The organism is Martelella mediterranea, assembly GCF_021021415.1.
In the GTDB taxonomy this organism is placed as follows: Bacteria; Pseudomonadota; Alphaproteobacteria; order Rhizobiales; family Rhizobiaceae; genus Martelella; species Martelella mediterranea_C.
On sequence record NZ_JAINWJ010000007.1, the window covers coordinates 65,431 to 82,623 of the forward strand.

Annotated in this window: 13 protein-coding genes; 3 read left to right on the forward strand and 10 right to left on the reverse strand. The window is 64.0% G+C overall.

Annotation, left to right across the window (positions count from 1 at the left end; all coding sequences use genetic code 11):
- Positions 1-14: 14 nt before the first annotated feature.
- Together K7H91_RS04850 and K7H91_RS04855 are read right to left on the reverse strand one after the other, a co-directional pair.
- Positions 15-2,231, reverse strand: coding sequence for a primosomal protein N' (locus K7H91_RS04850; RefSeq protein WP_230719082.1), 2,217 nt, complete (start codon positions 2,229-2,231; stop codon positions 15-17).
- Between the two features lie 57 nt (positions 2,232-2,288).
- Positions 2,289-3,230 (reverse strand): GNAT family N-acetyltransferase, encoded by a 942-nt coding sequence (locus K7H91_RS04855; RefSeq protein ID WP_230719083.1) that lies wholly within the window; start codon positions 3,228-3,230, stop codon positions 2,289-2,291.
- 196 nt (positions 3,231-3,426) lie between these two features.
- On the opposite strand from K7H91_RS04855, the gene K7H91_RS04860 reads away from it, so the two are divergent.
- Positions 3,427-4,362 carry a tyrosine recombinase XerC gene (locus K7H91_RS04860; protein ID WP_230719084.1) on the forward strand — a complete coding sequence of 312 codons (936 nt, stop codon included), beginning with the start codon at positions 3,427-3,429 and terminating at the stop codon, positions 4,360-4,362.
- 54 nt (positions 4,363-4,416) lie between these two features.
- Here the strand turns inward: K7H91_RS04860 and K7H91_RS04865 are convergent, their stop codons facing one another.
- Both K7H91_RS04865 and K7H91_RS04870 read right to left on the reverse strand, forming a co-directional pair.
- Positions 4,417-4,677: a hypothetical protein gene (locus K7H91_RS04865; RefSeq protein ID WP_230719085.1), complete on the reverse strand. Its 261-nt coding sequence runs from the start codon at positions 4,675-4,677 to the stop codon at positions 4,417-4,419.
- 172 nt (positions 4,678-4,849) lie between these two features.
- Positions 4,850-5,797, reverse strand: coding sequence for a DMT family transporter (locus tag K7H91_RS04870; RefSeq protein ID WP_230719086.1), 948 nt, complete (start codon positions 5,795-5,797; stop codon positions 4,850-4,852).
- Positions 5,798-5,928: 131 nt separating this feature from the next.
- Here K7H91_RS04870 and K7H91_RS04875 point away from each other — a divergent pair, with 131 nt between their 5' ends.
- Positions 5,929-6,072, forward strand: coding sequence for a hypothetical protein (locus K7H91_RS04875; protein ID WP_230719087.1), 144 nt, complete (start codon positions 5,929-5,931; stop codon positions 6,070-6,072).
- Between the two features lie 80 nt (positions 6,073-6,152).
- On the opposite strand, the gene K7H91_RS04880 is transcribed toward K7H91_RS04875, so the two are convergent.
- Both K7H91_RS04880 and K7H91_RS04885 read right to left on the reverse strand, forming a co-directional pair.
- On the reverse strand, positions 6,153-10,706 hold the full coding sequence (locus K7H91_RS04880; RefSeq protein WP_230719088.1) for an autotransporter outer membrane beta-barrel domain-containing protein: 4,554 nt from the start codon (positions 10,704-10,706) through the stop codon (positions 6,153-6,155).
- 217 nt (positions 10,707-10,923) lie between these two features.
- The gene (locus tag K7H91_RS04885) at positions 10,924-11,709 is read right to left on the reverse strand and encodes an SDR family oxidoreductase (protein WP_230719089.1); all 786 of its coding nucleotides are present in this window, start codon (positions 11,707-11,709) and stop codon (positions 10,924-10,926) included.
- A gap of 21 nt (positions 11,710-11,730) precedes the next feature.
- Here K7H91_RS04885 and K7H91_RS04890 point away from each other — a divergent pair, with 21 nt between their 5' ends.
- Complete coding sequence (locus K7H91_RS04890) at positions 11,731-12,624, forward strand: alpha/beta hydrolase family protein (protein WP_230719090.1); 894 nt, start codon at positions 11,731-11,733, stop codon at positions 12,622-12,624.
- A gap of 75 nt (positions 12,625-12,699) precedes the next feature.
- Here K7H91_RS04890 and K7H91_RS04895 read toward each other — a convergent pair whose 3' ends face one another.
- From K7H91_RS04895 to K7H91_RS04910, 4 genes are all read right to left on the reverse strand, one after another.
- Positions 12,700-13,776, reverse strand: a complete 1,077-nt coding sequence (locus tag K7H91_RS04895; RefSeq protein ID WP_230719091.1) for an ABC transporter ATP-binding protein — start codon at positions 13,774-13,776, stop codon at positions 12,700-12,702.
- A gap of 9 nt (positions 13,777-13,785) precedes the next feature.
- Positions 13,786-14,838 (reverse strand): carbohydrate ABC transporter permease, encoded by a 1,053-nt coding sequence (locus K7H91_RS04900; RefSeq protein WP_230719092.1) that lies wholly within the window; start codon positions 14,836-14,838, stop codon positions 13,786-13,788.
- A complete protein-coding gene (locus K7H91_RS04905) occupies positions 14,835-15,800 on the reverse strand; it encodes a carbohydrate ABC transporter permease (protein WP_419197446.1) in 966 nt (321 codons plus the stop codon). The genes K7H91_RS04900 and K7H91_RS04905 overlap by 4 nt, the downstream gene beginning before the upstream one ends.
- Positions 15,801-15,871: 71 nt before the next feature.
- The gene (locus K7H91_RS04910; protein ID WP_230719094.1) at positions 15,872-17,134 is read right to left on the reverse strand and encodes an ABC transporter substrate-binding protein; all 1,263 of its coding nucleotides are present in this window, start codon (positions 17,132-17,134) and stop codon (positions 15,872-15,874) included.
- Positions 17,135-17,193 lie beyond the last annotated feature (59 nt).

A 17,193-nucleotide genomic window follows, 5' to 3' on the forward strand; every position in this document is an offset into this window, starting at 1 on the left:
TTGGGGATCATTATCTAGAGAAAGCTCTGCGGGTCAATGTCGACCTGCACCTTTACCGAGCCGCGCGCCCGCGGCCCGTTTTCGAGCATCGCCGCCAGAAACGACTGCATGTCGTCGCCGCGCGCGCCATGCACCAGCAGCCGGAACCGGTAGCGGCCCCGGATCAGGGCAAGGGCCGCCTCCGCCGGCCCAAGCACCGAGATCGAGCGGCTTTGCGGGGCCGCGGCCCGGAGCGCGCGGGCATGCGTCTCGGCCTCGCCGCGCGTTTCCGCCGAAACGATCACTGAAGCAAGCCGTCCGAAAGGCGGCAGGCCGCTTTTTTCGCGCTCGCCGATCTCCCGGGCATAAAAGCCCTCCGCCTCCCCGGAGACGATCGCGCGCATCACCGGATGGGCGGGCTGATAGGTCTGGATCAGGCCGTGGCTCGTGAGCCCCGTGCGCCCTGCCCGGCCGGTCACCTGGGCGAGCAACTGGAAGGTCCGCTCGGCCGCGCGCGGGTCGCCGTTTGCAAGGCCGATATCGGCATCGACGACGCCGACGACCGTCATCAGCGGGAAATTATGCCCCTTCGCCACCAGTTGCGTGCCGATGACGATATCCGCCTCGCCGTTTGCCACTGCCTCCAGCTCCAGCCTGAGCCGCTTGACGCCGCCGGAGAGATCGGAGGACAGAACGATGGTGCGCTTTTCGGGAAAATGATGCTCGACCTCCTCGGCGATGCGCTCGACCCCCGGCCCGCAGGCGACCAGATGGTCGAGCGTGCCGCATTCCGGGCAGGCCTCGGGCACCGGCTCGGCATGGCCGCAATGGTGGCACATCAACTGTCCGCGAAACCGGTGCTCCACCAGCCAGCTAGAACAATTCGGGCACTGGAACCGGTGGCCGCAGACCCGGCAGAGCGTGAGCGGCGCATAGCCCCGGCGGTTGAGGAACAGCAGCGCCTGTTCGCCGCGCCCGACCGCGCCCTCCACCGCCTTCAGCAGCACCGGCGACAGGAAGCCGCCGCGCGCCGGCGGATCGCGCCGCATGTCGATGGTCTTCAGGTCCGGAAGCGCCGCCTCGGCGAAACGTCCCGGCAAATGCAGCCGGTCATAGCGGCCGGCAAGCGCATTGACCTGGCTTTCGATCGAGGGTGTCGCCGAGGCGAGAACCGTCGGGATATCGCCGATCCGGGCGCGCACGACGGCCATGTCGCGGGCGTTATAGAACACCCGATCTTCCTGTTTGTAGGCGGTGTCGTGCTCCTCGTCGACCACGATCAGGCCGAGATCCTCGAACGGCAGGAACAACGCCGAACGGGCGCCGGCGACGACCCGGATGCGCCCCTCAGCCGTCTGCCGCCAGACCTTTTCGCGCATGCGCGGCGCAAGATCGGAATGCCACTCGCCGGGTTTCGACCCGAAGCGGGCCTCGAAGCGCTCCAGAAACGCCGATGTCAGCGCGATTTCCGGCAGCAGGATCAGCACCTGCCGCCCCTGTCTCAGCGTTTCGGCGATCGCCTCGAAATAGACCTCGGTCTTGCCCGAACCGGTCACGCCGTCGATCAGGGTGACGCTGAAGCCCTGCCCGACCGAGGATTTCAGCCTGTCGGCGGCGTCCCGCTGGTCCGCCGACAGTTCGGGTGGGGCGTAATCGGGATCAGCCGCGCCGACGGCGGGCGGCGGCGGCAGAAACACGGTCTCGAACACGCCCTGCTTCATCATGGTCTCGACCACGCTGGCGCTGACGCCGGCGGCGCGTGCGAGCCCGAGCCGCGTCCAGGAGAAGCCGTCCGAGGCCAGTTCCAGAACGCGTTGCCGCGCCGGCGTCATCCGCTCGGGCGTGGTGCCGGTCAGCCTGAGCCCCTCGACCATCGGCTCGGGTTCGAGCGCGGTCGGCGCGCGCACGGCCATGCGCGCGACAAGGCCCGGCGGCGTCAGCGTATAGCCAGCCACCCAGTTAATGAATTTCCGCATCGCCGGGCTGATCGGCGGGCAGTCGAAGACGTGCTCGATGGGTCTGAGCTTCTTCGAGTCCACGGCGCCGGTCTCATCGCCCTCATCCCAGACGATGCCGATCACCTTGCGCGGACCGACCGGCACCTGCACGACGGAGCCGGGTATTACCGCCATGCCATCGGGCACGGCATAGGAATACGGCCCCGCCACCGGCAGCGGCACCATCACCGGCACGCTGCGTGAAGTGGCAGGCGTTACAGGTTTTCCGAAAAGATCAAGCGAATCTGAAGTCATGACTGGCAAGCTTGCCTGCCGACGCCTGGAAAGTGAAGCGGCAAAGCAGATCGCGGCTCAGGCCGCCCCTTCCTCTGCCTCAGCCTTGGGTTCGGCCGGCGGCAGCGCGAAGTCCGCATCCGGATCCTTCGCCAGCGCATGCACCGTATGGTTTTCGAGCGCGGTCGTCACGTCGGCGGCGTCGCCGTGGAGTTCCTCAGGCATGATCATCTTGCCGATGGTGAAATCGAATCGGTCGCCCTTCTTGTTCAGAAGCTCGTGGAAGACCGTCATGTCGCGCAGTTCGGTCGACCATTTGGCGAACCAGTAGAACAGGCCGGAATTGCGCGCCTTCAGATGCACCGGCAGAATCGGCAGGTTGTATTTGCGGGCAAAGCCGATCGCCGAATTTTTCCACGGCCGCTCGTTGAGCTTGCCCTCGGCCCAATAGGCAATGCGGCCGGAGGGAAACAGCACCATCGCCTTTTCCTGCCTGATCGCGTCATTGGTGACCTGCAGGGTCTCGCGCGCCTTGAGTTTGCTCTTGAACTCCTCGCGCCACTCGACCGGGACGATCATCTCGACCAGGCGCGGATTGACGCGCACCGCATCGCGGTTGGCGAAGAACATCATGTCCGGGCGGCGTTCCTTCAGCAGGTCGAACACCGCCACGCCATCGGCAATGCCGGTCGGATGGTTGGACACCATGATGAAGCCGCCGGCCTCCGGAATCCGCTCGCGGCGCTGGCAATGGATGTCCAGCGTCAGCTTTTCGGAGAGATAATTGAAGACCCCGTAGCCGTCCATGGACTGGGTTTCGGTGGCGAACTCGATCGCCTTGCCATAACCGAGCAGGGAATAAAGGAAGGGCCGCATCACCGGCCAGAACGGGCTGTGGACGATTTTCTCGCCGCGCTCGGCGATCAGCGTATCGACGATATGGCCCGGCCGTCCCTGCGAGACAAGCGCCAGCGTCTCGGCAAAATGCGTCAAGGCAGATGAGGAATCACGGCGCGCCATAGAAAGTCCCGTCAATGGTGGAAGGTCTATATCCCAACTCGATATGATAAGACAATGACACCCCCCGCGAAGCATTAGCTTTTTTCTAACGCAATCTAGTGCAGGATTGTCCCCGAACAAGATTTCGTCAAGCGCCGAGGTCATGGCCCGGGCCGGCCGGCGTGGATAAACACCTGTGGATGACGGCAAGCGATCGATGGAAAATGTGCTCATCCCGGCAGACGACGCCCTGATGGCGCTTCGGCGCGACTGGCTCGAAACGCTGGACAGCGAACGGCGGCTCGCCGACCATACGATCAACGCCTATGAGCGCGACACGCGCCAGTTTTTACAGTTCCTGTGCCGCCATGTGGCGCGGCCCGTGCGCCTTTCCGATATCGATGCGCTCCGGCCTGCCGATATTCGCGCCTATCTGGCGTTTCGCCGCAAGGGCGGCGCGGAGGCGCGCACGCTCGGGCGCGATCTCGCCGGCATACGTTCATTCCTGCGCTGGCTGGAAAAGCGCGGGCTTGCCAATGCCGCCGGCGTGCGGGCCATGCGGGCGCCGAAACAGCCGAAATCGCTGCCGAAACCCTTGAACGCCGAAGATGCCCTGGCGCTGTCACGCGCCGACAGCCAGCTTGCGGAGGAGCCGTGGATCGCGGCGCGCAATGCCGCCGTGTTCTGCCTGCTCTATGGCTGCGGCCTGCGCATTTCCGAAGCGCTGGGACTGACGCCCGCCGATTTTGCCGGCGCGCCGGAAAGCCTTCGGATCACCGGCAAGGGCAGCAAGACGCGAATCGTGCCGCTGCTGCCGGCAGCGCTTGCTGCGGTGGACGACTATATCCGCCTCGCGCCCTATCATCTTGCCCCGGACGGCCCGCTGTTTCTCGGCGCGCGCGGCAAGAAGCTGCAAAGCGCGATCATACAGCGCGAAATGCAGGCCATGCGCGGCGCGCTCGGCCTCTCCGACAAGGCGACGCCGCATGCGCTGCGCCACTCCTTCGCCACCCATCTTCTGGCCGCCGGCGGCGACCTGCGCACCATCCAGGAACTGCTCGGCCATGCCAGCCTGTCGACCACCCAGGTCTATACCGGCGTCGACACCGGCCGGCTCTTGGAGATCTACGACCGGGCCCATCCGCGCAAATGAAAGGCCCCGCGGCAGTCAGCCGCAGGGCCTTGAGCTGATCAACAGGCTTTCGGATCAGTTGTTGTTGATATAGCCGAGATCGATCAGCTTCGCCGTCCCGTCCGGCTGCACCTTGTAGGTCTTGGAGGCCGTCCAGCCGGAGCCACCGTTGACCTCGGTGGTGAATATCGTGCCGGGTGCGGAGATGCGGGCGAATTCCTGATCGGCGGTGGTTTGCTTCGCGCCGTACATCGTCGGGTTGAAGGGCTGGGCGGCCAGCGCCGCGCCGGAACCGATCATCAAGGTTGCGAGCGAAAGGGCTATGATCTTCTTCATGACAGTATTCCTCGGTTGTTGAGGCAGGCGGAGACAAACGTCCCGCCGCAGACCGACTGACTACGCCCGATTGCAGCTTTCGGATAATGAATATTTTGTTATTTTAGCATAATTTTCAATATGTTACGATAATTTAACCCGCGCAAAAACCGGCCATCAACACCGGCGGACGTTACTTCGCCGCAATCCGGGTGGGCGACGGTCTGCCGGCCCGGACCCGTGGCGCGCGCGCCGCCGTGACTGCGGCCGCCAGGATGAGCGCCATTCCGGCCATTTCGACCGGCGACGGAATCTGCCCGAAAAACGCGACGCCCCAGACCGCGGCGAAAACCAGATAGGCATTGTCGAACAGGCCGATCACCGGCGCGGGCGCCATGCGATAGGCCCCGGCCACCGAAACCGTGATGATCATCAAAAATGCCGCCAGCAGGCCGAGAACCGCCCAGTCGACAGCGCCGAGCGCGGGCCAGACGCCGAAAATGAAACTGCCCTCGATGCCCGCCCCCGTCATAGAAAGCGCGGCAACAAGCCCGCCGCCGGCGACGACCAGGGCGACGTTCAGGTTAAACGCCATCGCCACCGGCTGCTCCGCCCGGCATCGGCTCCAGGTGATGATGGCGCTCATTGCGTAGCACAGCGCCGCGAGCAGCGGCAGGATGACATAGGGTGATGGCGGCGCAGCCGTCGGGTTGACGGCCAGAAACACGCCCACAGCGCCGACAACCACCGCCGCCGCCCTTCGCAATCCAAGCGGTTCGCCAAGCACGACGCGCGAGAGCAGCGCCATCCAGAGCGGCGCGGTGTAATAGCAGGCCGCAGCCAGCGCCAGCGGTATTTCCGGCAGCGCCGCATAGTAGAAGAACCACATCGCCACAAGGCACAGGCTTCTGAGCGTTACCCAGAGCGGACGCGCCGCACCAAGCCGCCTGTCCCGCGCCCATGCCCACAGGCACAGCAGAAGACCGGCCCCCAGCGAGCGCATGAGGATCAGCTGTCCAAGGCTGTAATGCGCGCCAGTGAGCTTCACCAAAGCGTCGGACAGCGACAGCAGCAGCACCGCAAAGGTGATCAGGGCAATACCGGTGAGCTGGCCGGTTGCGTTCGTTTGTTCGGAAGACATCGCGGCACCAAAGCAGTTTTCACTTGTGGGCGGAAGTGAATTCCGGTGATGTATGCTTCAATGCGACTGATGGAACCGCAAATGCCGCCGAGCCGGCACAAGCGGAATGCCAATTGGAGAGGGGAAACGCCATGACCAGGTTCTGCCTCGCGGCCTTACTGGTGCTTTCAACCACGGCGGCCGCCTTCGCCCATGGCGGCGGCTGCCGCAAGAGCTCGCCGCCCGGCCAGTGCTGCCATATGGAAAAGAAAGTCGGGAAGGTGCACTGCCACTGAGCCAGCACATTATCCGGCGCACTGACAAAAAACCTCCGCCGGTGGCCGGCGGAGGTCTTGTGTTCGGGGCTTTCAGCCGGTCAGAAGGAAATCGCGAAGTTCAGCCTCGCGGTGTGCGACTGGGCCTCGCTGCCAATCTGTCCTTCGTAGGAGATGCCAAGGGTCGACATCGGCGACAGCGCGAAATCAAGTCCGGCTTCCAGCACCGCGGCGTCCTCGTCGAGCGGCAGGCCGGAGATCCCGAAAGCCCCGCCACCCGTAAACGCCACGCTCGCCAACGGGGTCGTGTCGCCATAGGCATGACGCCAGCCGAGACCAACGCGGGCGGTCGCGCTGGTCGCGCCGAGCGCGAAGTCGGTCGCGGCGCGTACGCCAATCGTTGAGAACCAGACATCGCTGTCGGATGCCGCGACAGACAGCGCCGCGGCGCCGCCCGTCTCGGTGTAGCCATCCGTATGCATGTTGACATAGGCAAGGTTCGCATAAGGCTCGAACGCGCTCTCGCCGGCATCGATGCGATATCCCGCTTCGGCAAAGGCCTGGAAGGCATTTGCGTCATAGGATGCCGAAAGCTGATCGGAGAACGCGCCGAAGGCAACCGAGCGATCGCTGTCGACCTCGTACCAGGTGTAGGCCGCGCCCATCCGGATGCCGATAGCGCCGACTTCACCGCCGCCATAGACGCCGAAATGATAGTCGTTGGTACTGCCGCTCGCGCCATCATCGCCGCTGAAGCTGGTGCTGGAATAACCGCCCATCGCGCCGATGCGCCAGTCATTGCCGATCGCGCCATCGATACCGGCAACCAGACCGCCCAGAGAATTGTCGAAGCCGGCGGCATTGCCGTTACCGTCCATCGAGGTCCAGTTGCCGAGCACTTCGCCCCAGGCGGCAATACCGCTGCCGTGGGTCTCGACACCGGTCATCGTCTGATCCTCGCCATAGGCCATGACCGGAACCGGCTTTGCCGCAACACTGTCGAATGCGGCGCGCACGCGGTTGGTCGCCGCATCGCGGATCAGGTTGGTATTCGCCAGGATCGCTGTCCGCATCGTCGCATTGGACGCACCCGACAACTGATCGAAGGCGTCGCGCGCGGCTTCCGCGTTCAGCGAGACGACATTGCGGTAAAGCGTATTCGTCGGGCCGAGCGCTTCAACCGCCCCGCCGGTCGCCTGCTGGTTCGGCGTATCCCCGATCGCCGCGAAATCGACGTCGTTGCGGATGATCGTGAGATCAACCCGGTCGCCGTAATATTCCAGCGTCGGATACAGGAAGGCGAAGTCCGAGACGACATTGTCGAACGTGCCGTTGACGCTGCTGGCGGTGAGGATCGTGTAGGTGGCCGCCGGATCGTAGCCCGAGCCCGGCTCCAGGCCGATATGGGCCGCCGTGCCCCCATTCAGCGTTGCCGTGTCACGCACCGCGATCTGGTCGTGCGCGCCGGTCAGCGGGTCGATCTCGATTTCATAGATCGAGTTCGGCTCGAAGGTGATGTCGCCGGCAACCGTCAGCGTTCCAGGCGAATTGCCCGGCGATACCGTGCCGCCGGTGCCGACCGTCAGGGTGCCCACGGTTCCCGAGCCGCCGATGAACGCGCCGTTCTCGATCGTCAGCGGACCACCGAAGGCGCCGTTGACGATGAGCTTGCCGTCATCAATGCGGGTCGCCCCGGTAAATCCGCTATTGTCACCGGTCAGCGTCAGCGTGGAATTCTCCGACTTGACGATCAGGCCGCTGCCCGAGACCACGCCACCGAATGTCGCATCCTCGGCCACGGCGAAATTCAGGGTGGCGGATGCGCCGACATCGAGATTGCCACCCGGCAGGGTTGCAAGCGTCAGGGCGCCTTCGGAGACGGACGTCATGCCGGCAAAGCCGCTGATATCGCCGGCAAGCGTCAGCGCCGACGCGCCGGATTTCACCAGCATGCCGCTTCCTGTGATCTGGTTCGAAACCACCGTGCCGTCCGCCAATGCGAGTTGCGCCGTGCCGGAAGAACCGACCGCGATCGCGCCGCCCGGCAGGGACTGCAGGCTCAGCGTTCCTTCCGAAACGGAAGTGGTGCCGGTGAAGTCGCTGATATCGCCGGCAAGCGTCAGCGTGGTCGCGCCGGATTTCACCAGCGTGCCATTGCCGTTGATCAGGTTGGAGACGGTCGTATCATCCGCCAGAGCGAATTCGACCGTGCCCGCGTCAACAGCGGTGATCGTGCCGCCCGGCAGCGATTCCAGCCGCAGAGTCCCGTCGGTAACGCCTGTGATGCCGGTGAAACCGCCGATCTTGCCGCTCAAGGTAAGCGTCGAGGATTCCGTCTTCACGATCGTGCCGCCGCCGATCATCGGCCCGGCATAGTTTGCATCACCCGGCAGGGCGAAAATCAGCCCCGTACCGGATTTGACGTCGATACCGTTCTTGCCGGGCAGCGTCTCGTAACGCAGCGCACCGGCATAAATCCGGGTCACGCCGATGAAGCCGCTGTGGTCACCCGTAATCGTCAGGGTGGATTTGCCCTCCTTGCCGAAGGTGCCGTAACCGGTCAGCGCGCCGCCAAAGGTTGCGTCTGCGGCCAGGTTCAGAAGCCCGGTGCCCATGACCCTCATGTCGCCGCCCGGAACTGTGGCGAGACGCAACGTGCCCGAGGACACATCGGTCAGGCCCGTGAATCCGCTGATATCACCGGTCATGTTGAGCGTCGACCCGCCGGATTTCGCAAAGGTTCCGCTGCCGGTGACGGCGCCGCCATAGCTGACATCGCCGCCGTTGAGCTTGAATTCGCCTGTCGCGCCAGCGTCCACAGCAAGGTTGCCGCCGATGACGGACTCCATGCGAAGGGTTCCGGCGGAGACCGTCGCCAGACCGGTAAAGCCGGAAAGGTTGCCGCTCAGCGTCGTGGTGCCCGTGCCGATCTGACGAAGGCTGCCGCCACCGGAAATCGCGCCGGAGAAGGAGGAATCATTGCTGCGGTTGAAGGCCAGCGTGCTTTCGCCGACAAGCAATACGTTGCCGTAACCGATACGGCCCGAGGTGCTGCCATTGCCGACCTGAAGTGTCGAATCCTGAATGACCGTCCCGCCGTTGAAGCTGCTATCGCCGGTGACCACCAGCGTGCCGCCGCCCATGACGCCGAGCGTGCCGGGCCCGGTGATGACGCCGCCATAGGTCAGAGAATTGGAGCGGTTGAAAACGACGGAGCCGTAGTTGCCGATATTGCCTATGATCGAGCCGGTCGTCCCGCCATCGCCGATCCGAAGCTGGGAATTGGCGCCTACGCTGGTCGCGCCGAGGAAAGTGTTTTCGCCAGTGAATGTCTGTGTGCCCCCCATGATGGAGAGGCCGCCATTGCCCGAAATGACACCCGAGAACACGTTGGTGCCGCCATCGATACGCAGGCCGGCATTGCCGAGAATGATCTTGCCGCTGCCCGTAAGCGCCTTGAGGGCCGCACCGCTGGCGGCGGAAATATCCAGCGTTCCGTTGACCGTGACAAGGCTGGAACTCTGAAGCCGGCCCTGGTTCTCCAGCGCCAGCGTTCCCTGCGAAATAATGGTTTCGCCGGTAAAGTTGTTCATGCCCGAAAGGGTGAGCGTTCCTTCGCCGGTCTTGGTGAAGCTGCCCGTGCCGGAGATTGTACGGACAATCTTGACGTCGTTGCCGTTGGTGTCGATCGTGCCGCCGCCCGCCTGGAGCGTGATTGCACGCATCGAATTCGGATCGAACGCCGCGCCGAACTGAAGCGTGCCGCCATTGAAGGTCAGGGCGCCGGCCGGGTTGCCGAGATTGCTGTCCTGGGAGACCGAGACGATGCCGTCATTGAAGAATGTGCCGCCGCTATAGGTGTTGGCGCCCGTAAGCGTCAGCGTGCCGCTTCCATCTTTCGTGACGCTGCCCGAGCCGGAAATGACCGTATCGAATGTCACGTTATCCGTGTGATCGAAGACGACGGTGGAATCGCTCGATGCCAGATAGACCCCCGACGCATTCAGTGTGCCGCTCAAGCCGCCCTTGCCAATCTTCAGAACGCCGCCTTCGCCGGCGAGCCCGGTTCCGACCTGAACCTGACGGTCTCCCGCGGCCCCCGCATTGACAACGCCGCCGCCACTGATTTCCATTATGGCCGCGTTGCCGCCGCCAATGGTGAACTGATAGTTGTTGGCGCCCGAAACAGTGAGTGCCGATCCAGTACCGGCGACGATTGCAGTGCTCTCGCCTGCGGCAGCGTTGGTGGAACCGACAAACAGCCCGTCGACCGTCGCCGTGCCGCCCGAATGGACATGGAACGTTCCGCCGAGGCTGTCCGCCGTCGCGTTGGAACCGACAGTAACCGCGCCGGTGGCGTCCAAGGTTCCATCGACGGCGACGGTCAGGAGGCCATTGCTTTCGATCAGGATATCGCCCGCCTCGCCGCCTGGGGTCTGGATGGCGGCCTGCCAAACGCTTGGGCCGCCCCCAATAATGACCGTTTCGCCGGTCACCGGGATTCCGTCGGTCCAGTTTCCTCCGTCGAACCAGTTGCCGGAGCCTCCCTGCCATGTGTTCGCCGAGGCTGCCTCGGCATCACTGTTGCCCATAACCGCCGCGAAGGCGAGCAAGCTGGCGCCCAAAAGCAGTGTCGACTTGCGTGTGAACCCCATTTCACCCTCCAAGAAAAAGATCGTTAATTTCGGCTTACGGGCTAATAAAATGTTTGCAAGACTTCACGCACCTTTGGGCGCGAAATTATGTTAATGTTACCTAATTGACACATTTTTTACTAAGTATGGCGCGACTAAAAGTGAACGCACCCATACCTGCCGCTGCCGCTGAGAGCCCACAGCGCATCAGGCGATGACGCCGGTGGGTGGTTTGGCGTCAGCGCGCCAGCCAGCCGCCGTCGACCGCCAGGATATGGCCGTTGACATAGGCGGCGGCGGGGGAGGCGAGGAACAGGGCCGCGCCGGCGATATCCTCCGGCTTTCCCCAGCGCCCGGCGGGAATGCGCTCGAGGATTTGCCGCGAACGGTCTTGGTCTTCGCGCAACGCCTTGGTGTTGGCCGTGGCGATATAGCCGGGCGCGATCGCGTTGACCGTGACCCCGTGGGGCGCGAGTTCGTTGGCAAGCGCCTTTGTCAGGCCGGCGACGGCGTGCTTCGAAGCCGTGTAGCCCGGCACGCGGATGCCGCCCTGAAACGACAGCAGCGACGCGGTCATGATAATACGCCCGGAGCCCGCCGCCTGCATCCGCCTTGCCGCGGCCTGAGACAGGAACCAGACGGCGTCGAGATTGGCCGAAAGCACCGCCCGCCAGTCGCTTTCGGGATGCTCGACTGCATCGCCGCGCCGGATCGTGCCGGCATTGTTGACCAGGATCGAGATATCGCCGCCAAGGCCATCCGAAGCGGCCGCGAGCAGCTTTTCCGCGCCGGCGGCGTCAACCGCGCCGAGATCGGCGGACACGCGCGCGAAGGCGCGGCCGGTCTCGCCCACAAGCCGGGCGGTCTCATCGCCCGGGTTGGAGTGCACGGTGATCGCCACATCCGCCCCGGCCTCGGCCAACGCGAGGGCAATCGCCTGACCGATGCCGCTCGCCCCGCCGGTGACCAGCGCGCGCTGGCCTTCAAGGCTGAACTGGTGTTTAAGATAGGCTTCGATGCTCATGGTCGGCTCTCCGGGTGATTGATGACATTACGACAGGATTTGTGTGAAAAGTTCGAGATCGGCGCGCATCCGCTGACGCTCAACGAATGCATCGGCATCCAGCATGAGGGGTTGGTGCTGGAACGGCTGACCTTCGCCACCAGGGACGGCGAAAGCGTGCGCGGCTTTCTTCTGCGCCCGCCGGGCGAGACGCCGGTTCCCGCCATTCTCTACATCCACGCCCATGGCAATGCCTATGATATCGGCGCGGACGAACTGCTGTCCGGCCGCAGGGCGCTGCTCTCGCCGCTCGGCCCGGAATTCGCGCGCCGGGGTTATGCGGTGCTGATGGTCGAGCTGCCGGCCTTCGGCGCGCGCTCCAGCCCCGGCGAAAGCGCCCGCGCCAAGGCGGCGCTGTGGAACGGCAAAAGCCTTGCCGGGCAGATGCTCGGCGAGCAGGCCGCAGCCTTCGACTGGCTGGCATCCCGCCCCGATATCATCGCCGACCGGATCGCCGTTTTCGGCATCTCCATGGGCGCGACCTTCAGCTACTGGCTGGCGGCCGCCGAGCCGCGCATCGCGGCCAGCGCGCATCTGTGCGCCTACGCCGATTACGCCGGCCTGATCGACGCCGGTAATATCGACCTCCACGGCATTTATCTCACCGTGCCCGGCCTTCTCGGCCTCGCCGGCAATGGCGAGATCGCCGGGCTGATCGCGCCCCGAGCGCAGCTCATCGGCGTGGGCGATCTCGATCCGCTGACACCACCCCCAGCCTTCGAGACTGCCTTCGCCCAGACGCGCCGCGCCTATGAAGAGGCGGGGGCCGCGAACCGTCTTGTTCTCGTGCACGAGCCGGAGGCCGGCCATGTGGAAACGCCGGCCATGCGCGCGGCGGTGTTTGCCTTTCTCGACCGTCATATCGGCCTCGCCTGACTGCGAAATGCTCTATCTGTTTGTTTTTGCGCGCGTCCGAACGGAAAACCGATATCCACTTTTCCTGAACACGCTCTAGTTCACCCGCTGCTCGTCGCTGTTGAACAGATGCACCCGCTCGGGATCGAAGCGCAGCGAAACATGGGTCGCCTCGGGATCGACCGCGCCGCCGCCGAAAACGGCCACCAGCTTCTGCCCGCCATCGGTGTTCGCATGCACGACGGTTTCCGGGCCAAGCGCCTCGATCAGCGTAACCTCCGCCTCGATCGCATCCTCGCCGCCCTCCGAGAAATCATGCGGGCGGACCCCAAGCGTCGCGCTTTCGCCGGGCTTCAGCCCGCTATCTTCGCAGGCAATCCGGGCGACGAGCCCGCCCGGTCCCTCGACATGAACGGCATCGGCTTCGACCGACGTGACGGTGACCGGGACGAGGTTCATGCGCGGCGCGCCGATGAAGCCGGCAACGAACAGGTTCGCCGGTCTGTGGAACAGGTCCAGCGGCTTGCCGATCTGTTCGATCCTGCCGGCGCGCATCACCACGATCCGGTCGGCCAGCGTCATCGCCTCGACCTGATCATGGGTGACGTAGACCATGGTGGTCGTCAGCCGCTCGTGCAGGCCCGAAAGCTCGGCGCGCATGGTGATGCGCAGTTCGGCGTCGAGATTGGAGAGCGGTTCGTCGAGCAGGAAGGCCGTCGGATTACGCACCACCGCCCGGCCGATCGCCACGCGCTGCTTCTGCCCGCCCGAAAGCTGACCCGGACGGCGGTCGAGATAGGGCCCGATTTCCAGCATGCGCGCCGCTTCCTGGATGCGGCTCTCGATTTCCGGCTTCGGCATATGGATGTTTTCCAGTCCGAAGGCGAGGTTCTGGCGCACCGTCATATGCGGATAGAGCGCGTAGGACTGGAACACCATGGCAAGCCCGCGATCGGCGGCCGATGCCTTTGTAACGTCCTTGCCGTCGATGATGATCTCGCCGGAGGTGGGCTTGTCGAGGCCGGCGATCAGCCTGAGCAGCGTCGACTTGCCGCAGCCCGACGGGCCCACCAGAACCGTGAACTCGCCATCCGGAATATCGAGACTGATATCGTGCAGGACCTTGAGTTTGCCATAAGCCCGATCAACCTTGTTCAGCGTTATCTGTCCCATGATGGCACCCTATTTCAGTCCGGAACCGGCAATGCCGGAAGTGATGAAGCGTTGCAGGAAGACGAAGACCAGCACGACCGGGATCATGGTCACCACCGTCATCGCCAGGATGTAATGCCACTGGACATTCAGCTCGCCGGCATAGGTGTTGAGCCCGACCTGCAGCGTGTAGACCTCCTTCGAGGACAGCACGACCAGCGGCCAGAGGAAGTCGTTCCAGCGCCAGACCACCGAGAAGATCGCAAGCACCGCCAGCGCGGGCGCGGCCAGCGGCAGCACGATGCGCCAGTAGATCTGCCATTCCGACGCATTGTCCATGCGCGCGGCATCCAGCAGCTCGTCGGGGATGGTCAGCATATACTGGCGCAGCAGGAACACGCCCGTGGGCGTCGCTACCGTCGGCAGGATAACGCCCCAGAGCGAGTTGTAGAGGCCGACGGCGCTGACCACCGAGTAGAGCGGCACCAGCAGCACCGACAGCGGCACCATCAGCGTGCCGACAATCAGCATTAGCACCGCATCACGCCCCCGGAACTTGTATTTCGAAAGCGCAAAGGCCGCCATCGAGTTGGTGATCAGGGTGATCAGCGTGGCCATCAGCGTCACGAACACGGAATTGCGCAGATAGAGCAGGAAGTCATTGCTCTCCAGCGGCGTGACGTAATTCTCCGTGGCAAAGCCGATCTCGCGCACCGGCGTGCGGTCGGCGATATTGACCTTGACGATCTCGCCGGGATTGGCGGGATCGACCATTTGCGCGACGATGCCGATGCGGCGCACTTCCGCCATCACCGGCGTCGAGCCGTCCTCCAGCGTCACGTGGTAGAGGTTAAGCGGCTTGTCGTAGCCTTCGACCTCCACCTGCTGGCTGACATAGGGCAGGATGGTGGGCGGGAACTCGGCAAGCTGCGCCGGCGACTTGAAGGATGAAAACACCAGCCACAGCGCCGGGCCGAACATGATGATCAGTCCGCCGATGAGCCAGACCCAGGTAACGATATCGGTCCAGTGCCAGCCATCGCCGCCGCGCCGGCGGAACAGGAACTTCGAAACGGCACTCATTCGCGTGCTCCCTTCTGTTCGTTGCGCCGCCCAAGGCCGAGCTGCACCAGCGTGAGCACCACCAGCACCAGCCCCATCATGATCGATGCGGCGGCCGCAAGGCCCGGATTGCGCAGCAGCGAGGCGAAACCGACCTCGTAGATATACTGGGTCAGATACATGGTGGAGGTGCCCGGTCCGCCGCCAGTCAGCACATAGACCTCGTCGAAGATCTGCACGGCGCGGATCAGCGACAGCACGATCACCACCAGAAGGTTGGGCATCAAGAGCGGCAGCGTGATGCGCCAGAACACCCGCGCCGGCTTGGTGCCGTCCATCTCGGCGGCCTCGTAGAGATCGCGCGGGATCGCCTGAAGTCCCGCAAGCAGGATCAGCGTGAAGAAGCCCATATGCGCCCAGACCGACACGGAGACCGCAGCCGTGAAGGCCGGCAGGCGCTCGGTCAGCCAGTCATGGGTATCGGCGCCGAATGTGTAGAGAACATAGTTGAGCAGGCCCTGACGCTGCAGGATCCAGCGCCAGATCAGGCCGACGACAACGGGCGACAGCAGCACGGGGAAAAAGAACACCGCCCGCCAGAAGCCCCTGCCCGCGATCTTGCGGTTGAGGATCAGCGCGGTGATCATCGCCGTCAACGTCATCAGCGAGACCTGGAAGAACACGAAGATCGCGGTGTTCTGCGCCGCCTTCCAGAACAGGTCCTCGCGGCAGGTGCCCGGGTCGAGGTAGTTTCCGCAATCGAGAAGCCGGCCATATTGTTCAAGGCCGACAAAGGTCCGGTCGGCCAGGAAATAGGCCGAGCCGGAGGTCATCGAATAGAAGAAGTTCATGACCAGCGGGATCAGCACGAACACGCCGAAGATCGCCATGTTCGGCGCCAGGAAAAACGCCGCCATGCCGCCGGTGCCCGTGGCCCGTTGCCAGACCTTGAGCGGCGGGTTCAAAAGCGCGGCCAGCCACATGACCGGCGCCGTGATAACGGAGCCGGTCATGCGCTTTATGTCGGACAGGTTCGCCACTTTTCCGCGCTTGCCTACTGCTGAACCTTGTCGGCGATATCCTGGTCGATGCGCGTCCAGGCTTCGTCGAGGGTCAGTTCACCGGCCATGACCTGGCTGATGCGGGTGACGAGCGCGCCGTAATAGGCCGATGCCCACTTCCATGCCGGCAGCGCATCGGCGGCGGGCAGCGTTTCCGCCGAGGACTTGACGAAGGCATCGAGCGCCGGGCCGACATTCTTGTCGTCGGTATCCCAGTTCAGGCCGCCTTCGGCAACCACGCCCTTGTGCGCCGGCAGGAACAGGGTGCGCTCGGAGAACTCCTTCACGATCTCGGGGCTCGCCAGATATTCCATGACCTTGGCGACGTCTTCCGGGTTCTGGGTGTATTTGATGCCGACGAGTGCCGCGCCGCCCTTGAGGCCCGAGCAACCGACCGTGCCGCAGGGCGAACCGATCGCCACCCAGTCGAAGCCGTCGCCGATCTTGGTCGAGAGGTTCGCGACCTGCCAGCTTCCCGAATAATAGAACGGGATCTGGGCGTTGATGAAATCATCGGCGGCCGCACGATAGGTGGAGCCGGCGGCCGATACCCAGGTATCCTTCAGCATCAGACCGTCATTGGTCCAGTCGACGAGCTTGGTCGCAAAGGTCTTGGTGCCGTCATCGACCGGCGCCGGCATGCCATCGGGGCCGATATAATTTGCGCCATAGGAAACGTTCGGACCGGAAATGCGGTGGCCGGAACGGTCGATGGCGAAGGCCGCCGCCGTCTGCTGGCTCTTGGCGACTTCGGCCGAAGCATTGACCCAGTCATCCCAGGTGGCCTTGTCGCCCGGCAGATCGACGCCCGCCTGCTCGAACAGCGTCTTGTTGGCGAAGCCGCCGGTGAGCGTGAGCTGGGTCATGAAGCCGGTAATGGCATCGGAGCCGTCGGGACGCATCCAGTCGGCCTGGGCGCCGAAATTTTCCTCCCAGTAACCGGGATCGGAAAGATAGGGGCGAAGGTCAAGCCAGTGATTGGCCAAAGCTTTGAGGTCGGTGACGCGAGCGATATCGGGGCCCTGGCCGGCTTCGAGCTGGATCGGAAGCTGTTCCTGGATCACCTTGTAGGCGACGTTGTCGAGCGTGACGTTGATATCCGGATTGTCCTTCTGAAAGCGGTCGATAAGGTCCTGCATGACCTCGCCCTCGACGCCGTCCGAATACCACATGATGCGCACATCGCCCGCAAACGCCGATGTCGAGGCCATGAACCCCGCCGCGACGATGGACAGAATGCTGACAGCATTTTTCATATCATTTTCCTCCTCTTAACCGGGCCTTCGCCCTTGCCGATCATCGGCATTTGTTACCC

Coding starts and splice junctions, on each gene's coding strand:
- K7H91_RS04890 (WP_230719090.1), top strand. CDS start 11,731: ATGACATTACGACAGGATTTGTGTGAAAAGTTCGAGATCGGCGCGCAT.
- K7H91_RS04905 (WP_419197446.1), bottom strand. CDS start 15,800: ATGTGGCTGGCCGCGCTTTTGAACCCGCCGCTCAAGGTCTGGCAACGG.
- K7H91_RS04880 (WP_230719088.1), bottom strand. CDS start 10,706: ATGGGGTTCACACGCAAGTCGACACTGCTTTTGGGCGCCAGCTTGCTC.
- K7H91_RS04875 (WP_230719087.1), top strand. CDS start 5,929: ATGACCAGGTTCTGCCTCGCGGCCTTACTGGTGCTTTCAACCACGGCG.
- K7H91_RS04860 (WP_230719084.1), top strand. CDS start 3,427: ATGGAAAATGTGCTCATCCCGGCAGACGACGCCCTGATGGCGCTTCGG.
- K7H91_RS04885 (WP_230719089.1), bottom strand. CDS start 11,709: ATGAGCATCGAAGCCTATCTTAAACACCAGTTCAGCCTTGAAGGCCAG.
- K7H91_RS04895 (WP_230719091.1), bottom strand. CDS start 13,776: ATGGGACAGATAACGCTGAACAAGGTTGATCGGGCTTATGGCAAACTC.
- K7H91_RS04910 (WP_230719094.1), bottom strand. CDS start 17,134: ATGAAAAATGCTGTCAGCATTCTGTCCATCGTCGCGGCGGGGTTCATG.
- K7H91_RS04865 (WP_230719085.1), bottom strand. CDS start 4,677: ATGAAGAAGATCATAGCCCTTTCGCTCGCAACCTTGATGATCGGTTCC.
- K7H91_RS04870 (WP_230719086.1), bottom strand. CDS start 5,797: ATGTCTTCCGAACAAACGAACGCAACCGGCCAGCTCACCGGTATTGCC.
- K7H91_RS04855 (WP_230719083.1), bottom strand. CDS start 3,230: ATGGCGCGCCGTGATTCCTCATCTGCCTTGACGCATTTTGCCGAGACG.
- K7H91_RS04900 (WP_230719092.1), bottom strand. CDS start 14,838: ATGAGTGCCGTTTCGAAGTTCCTGTTCCGCCGGCGCGGCGGCGATGGC.
- K7H91_RS04850 (WP_230719082.1), bottom strand. CDS start 2,231: ATGACTTCAGATTCGCTTGATCTTTTCGGAAAACCTGTAACGCCTGCC.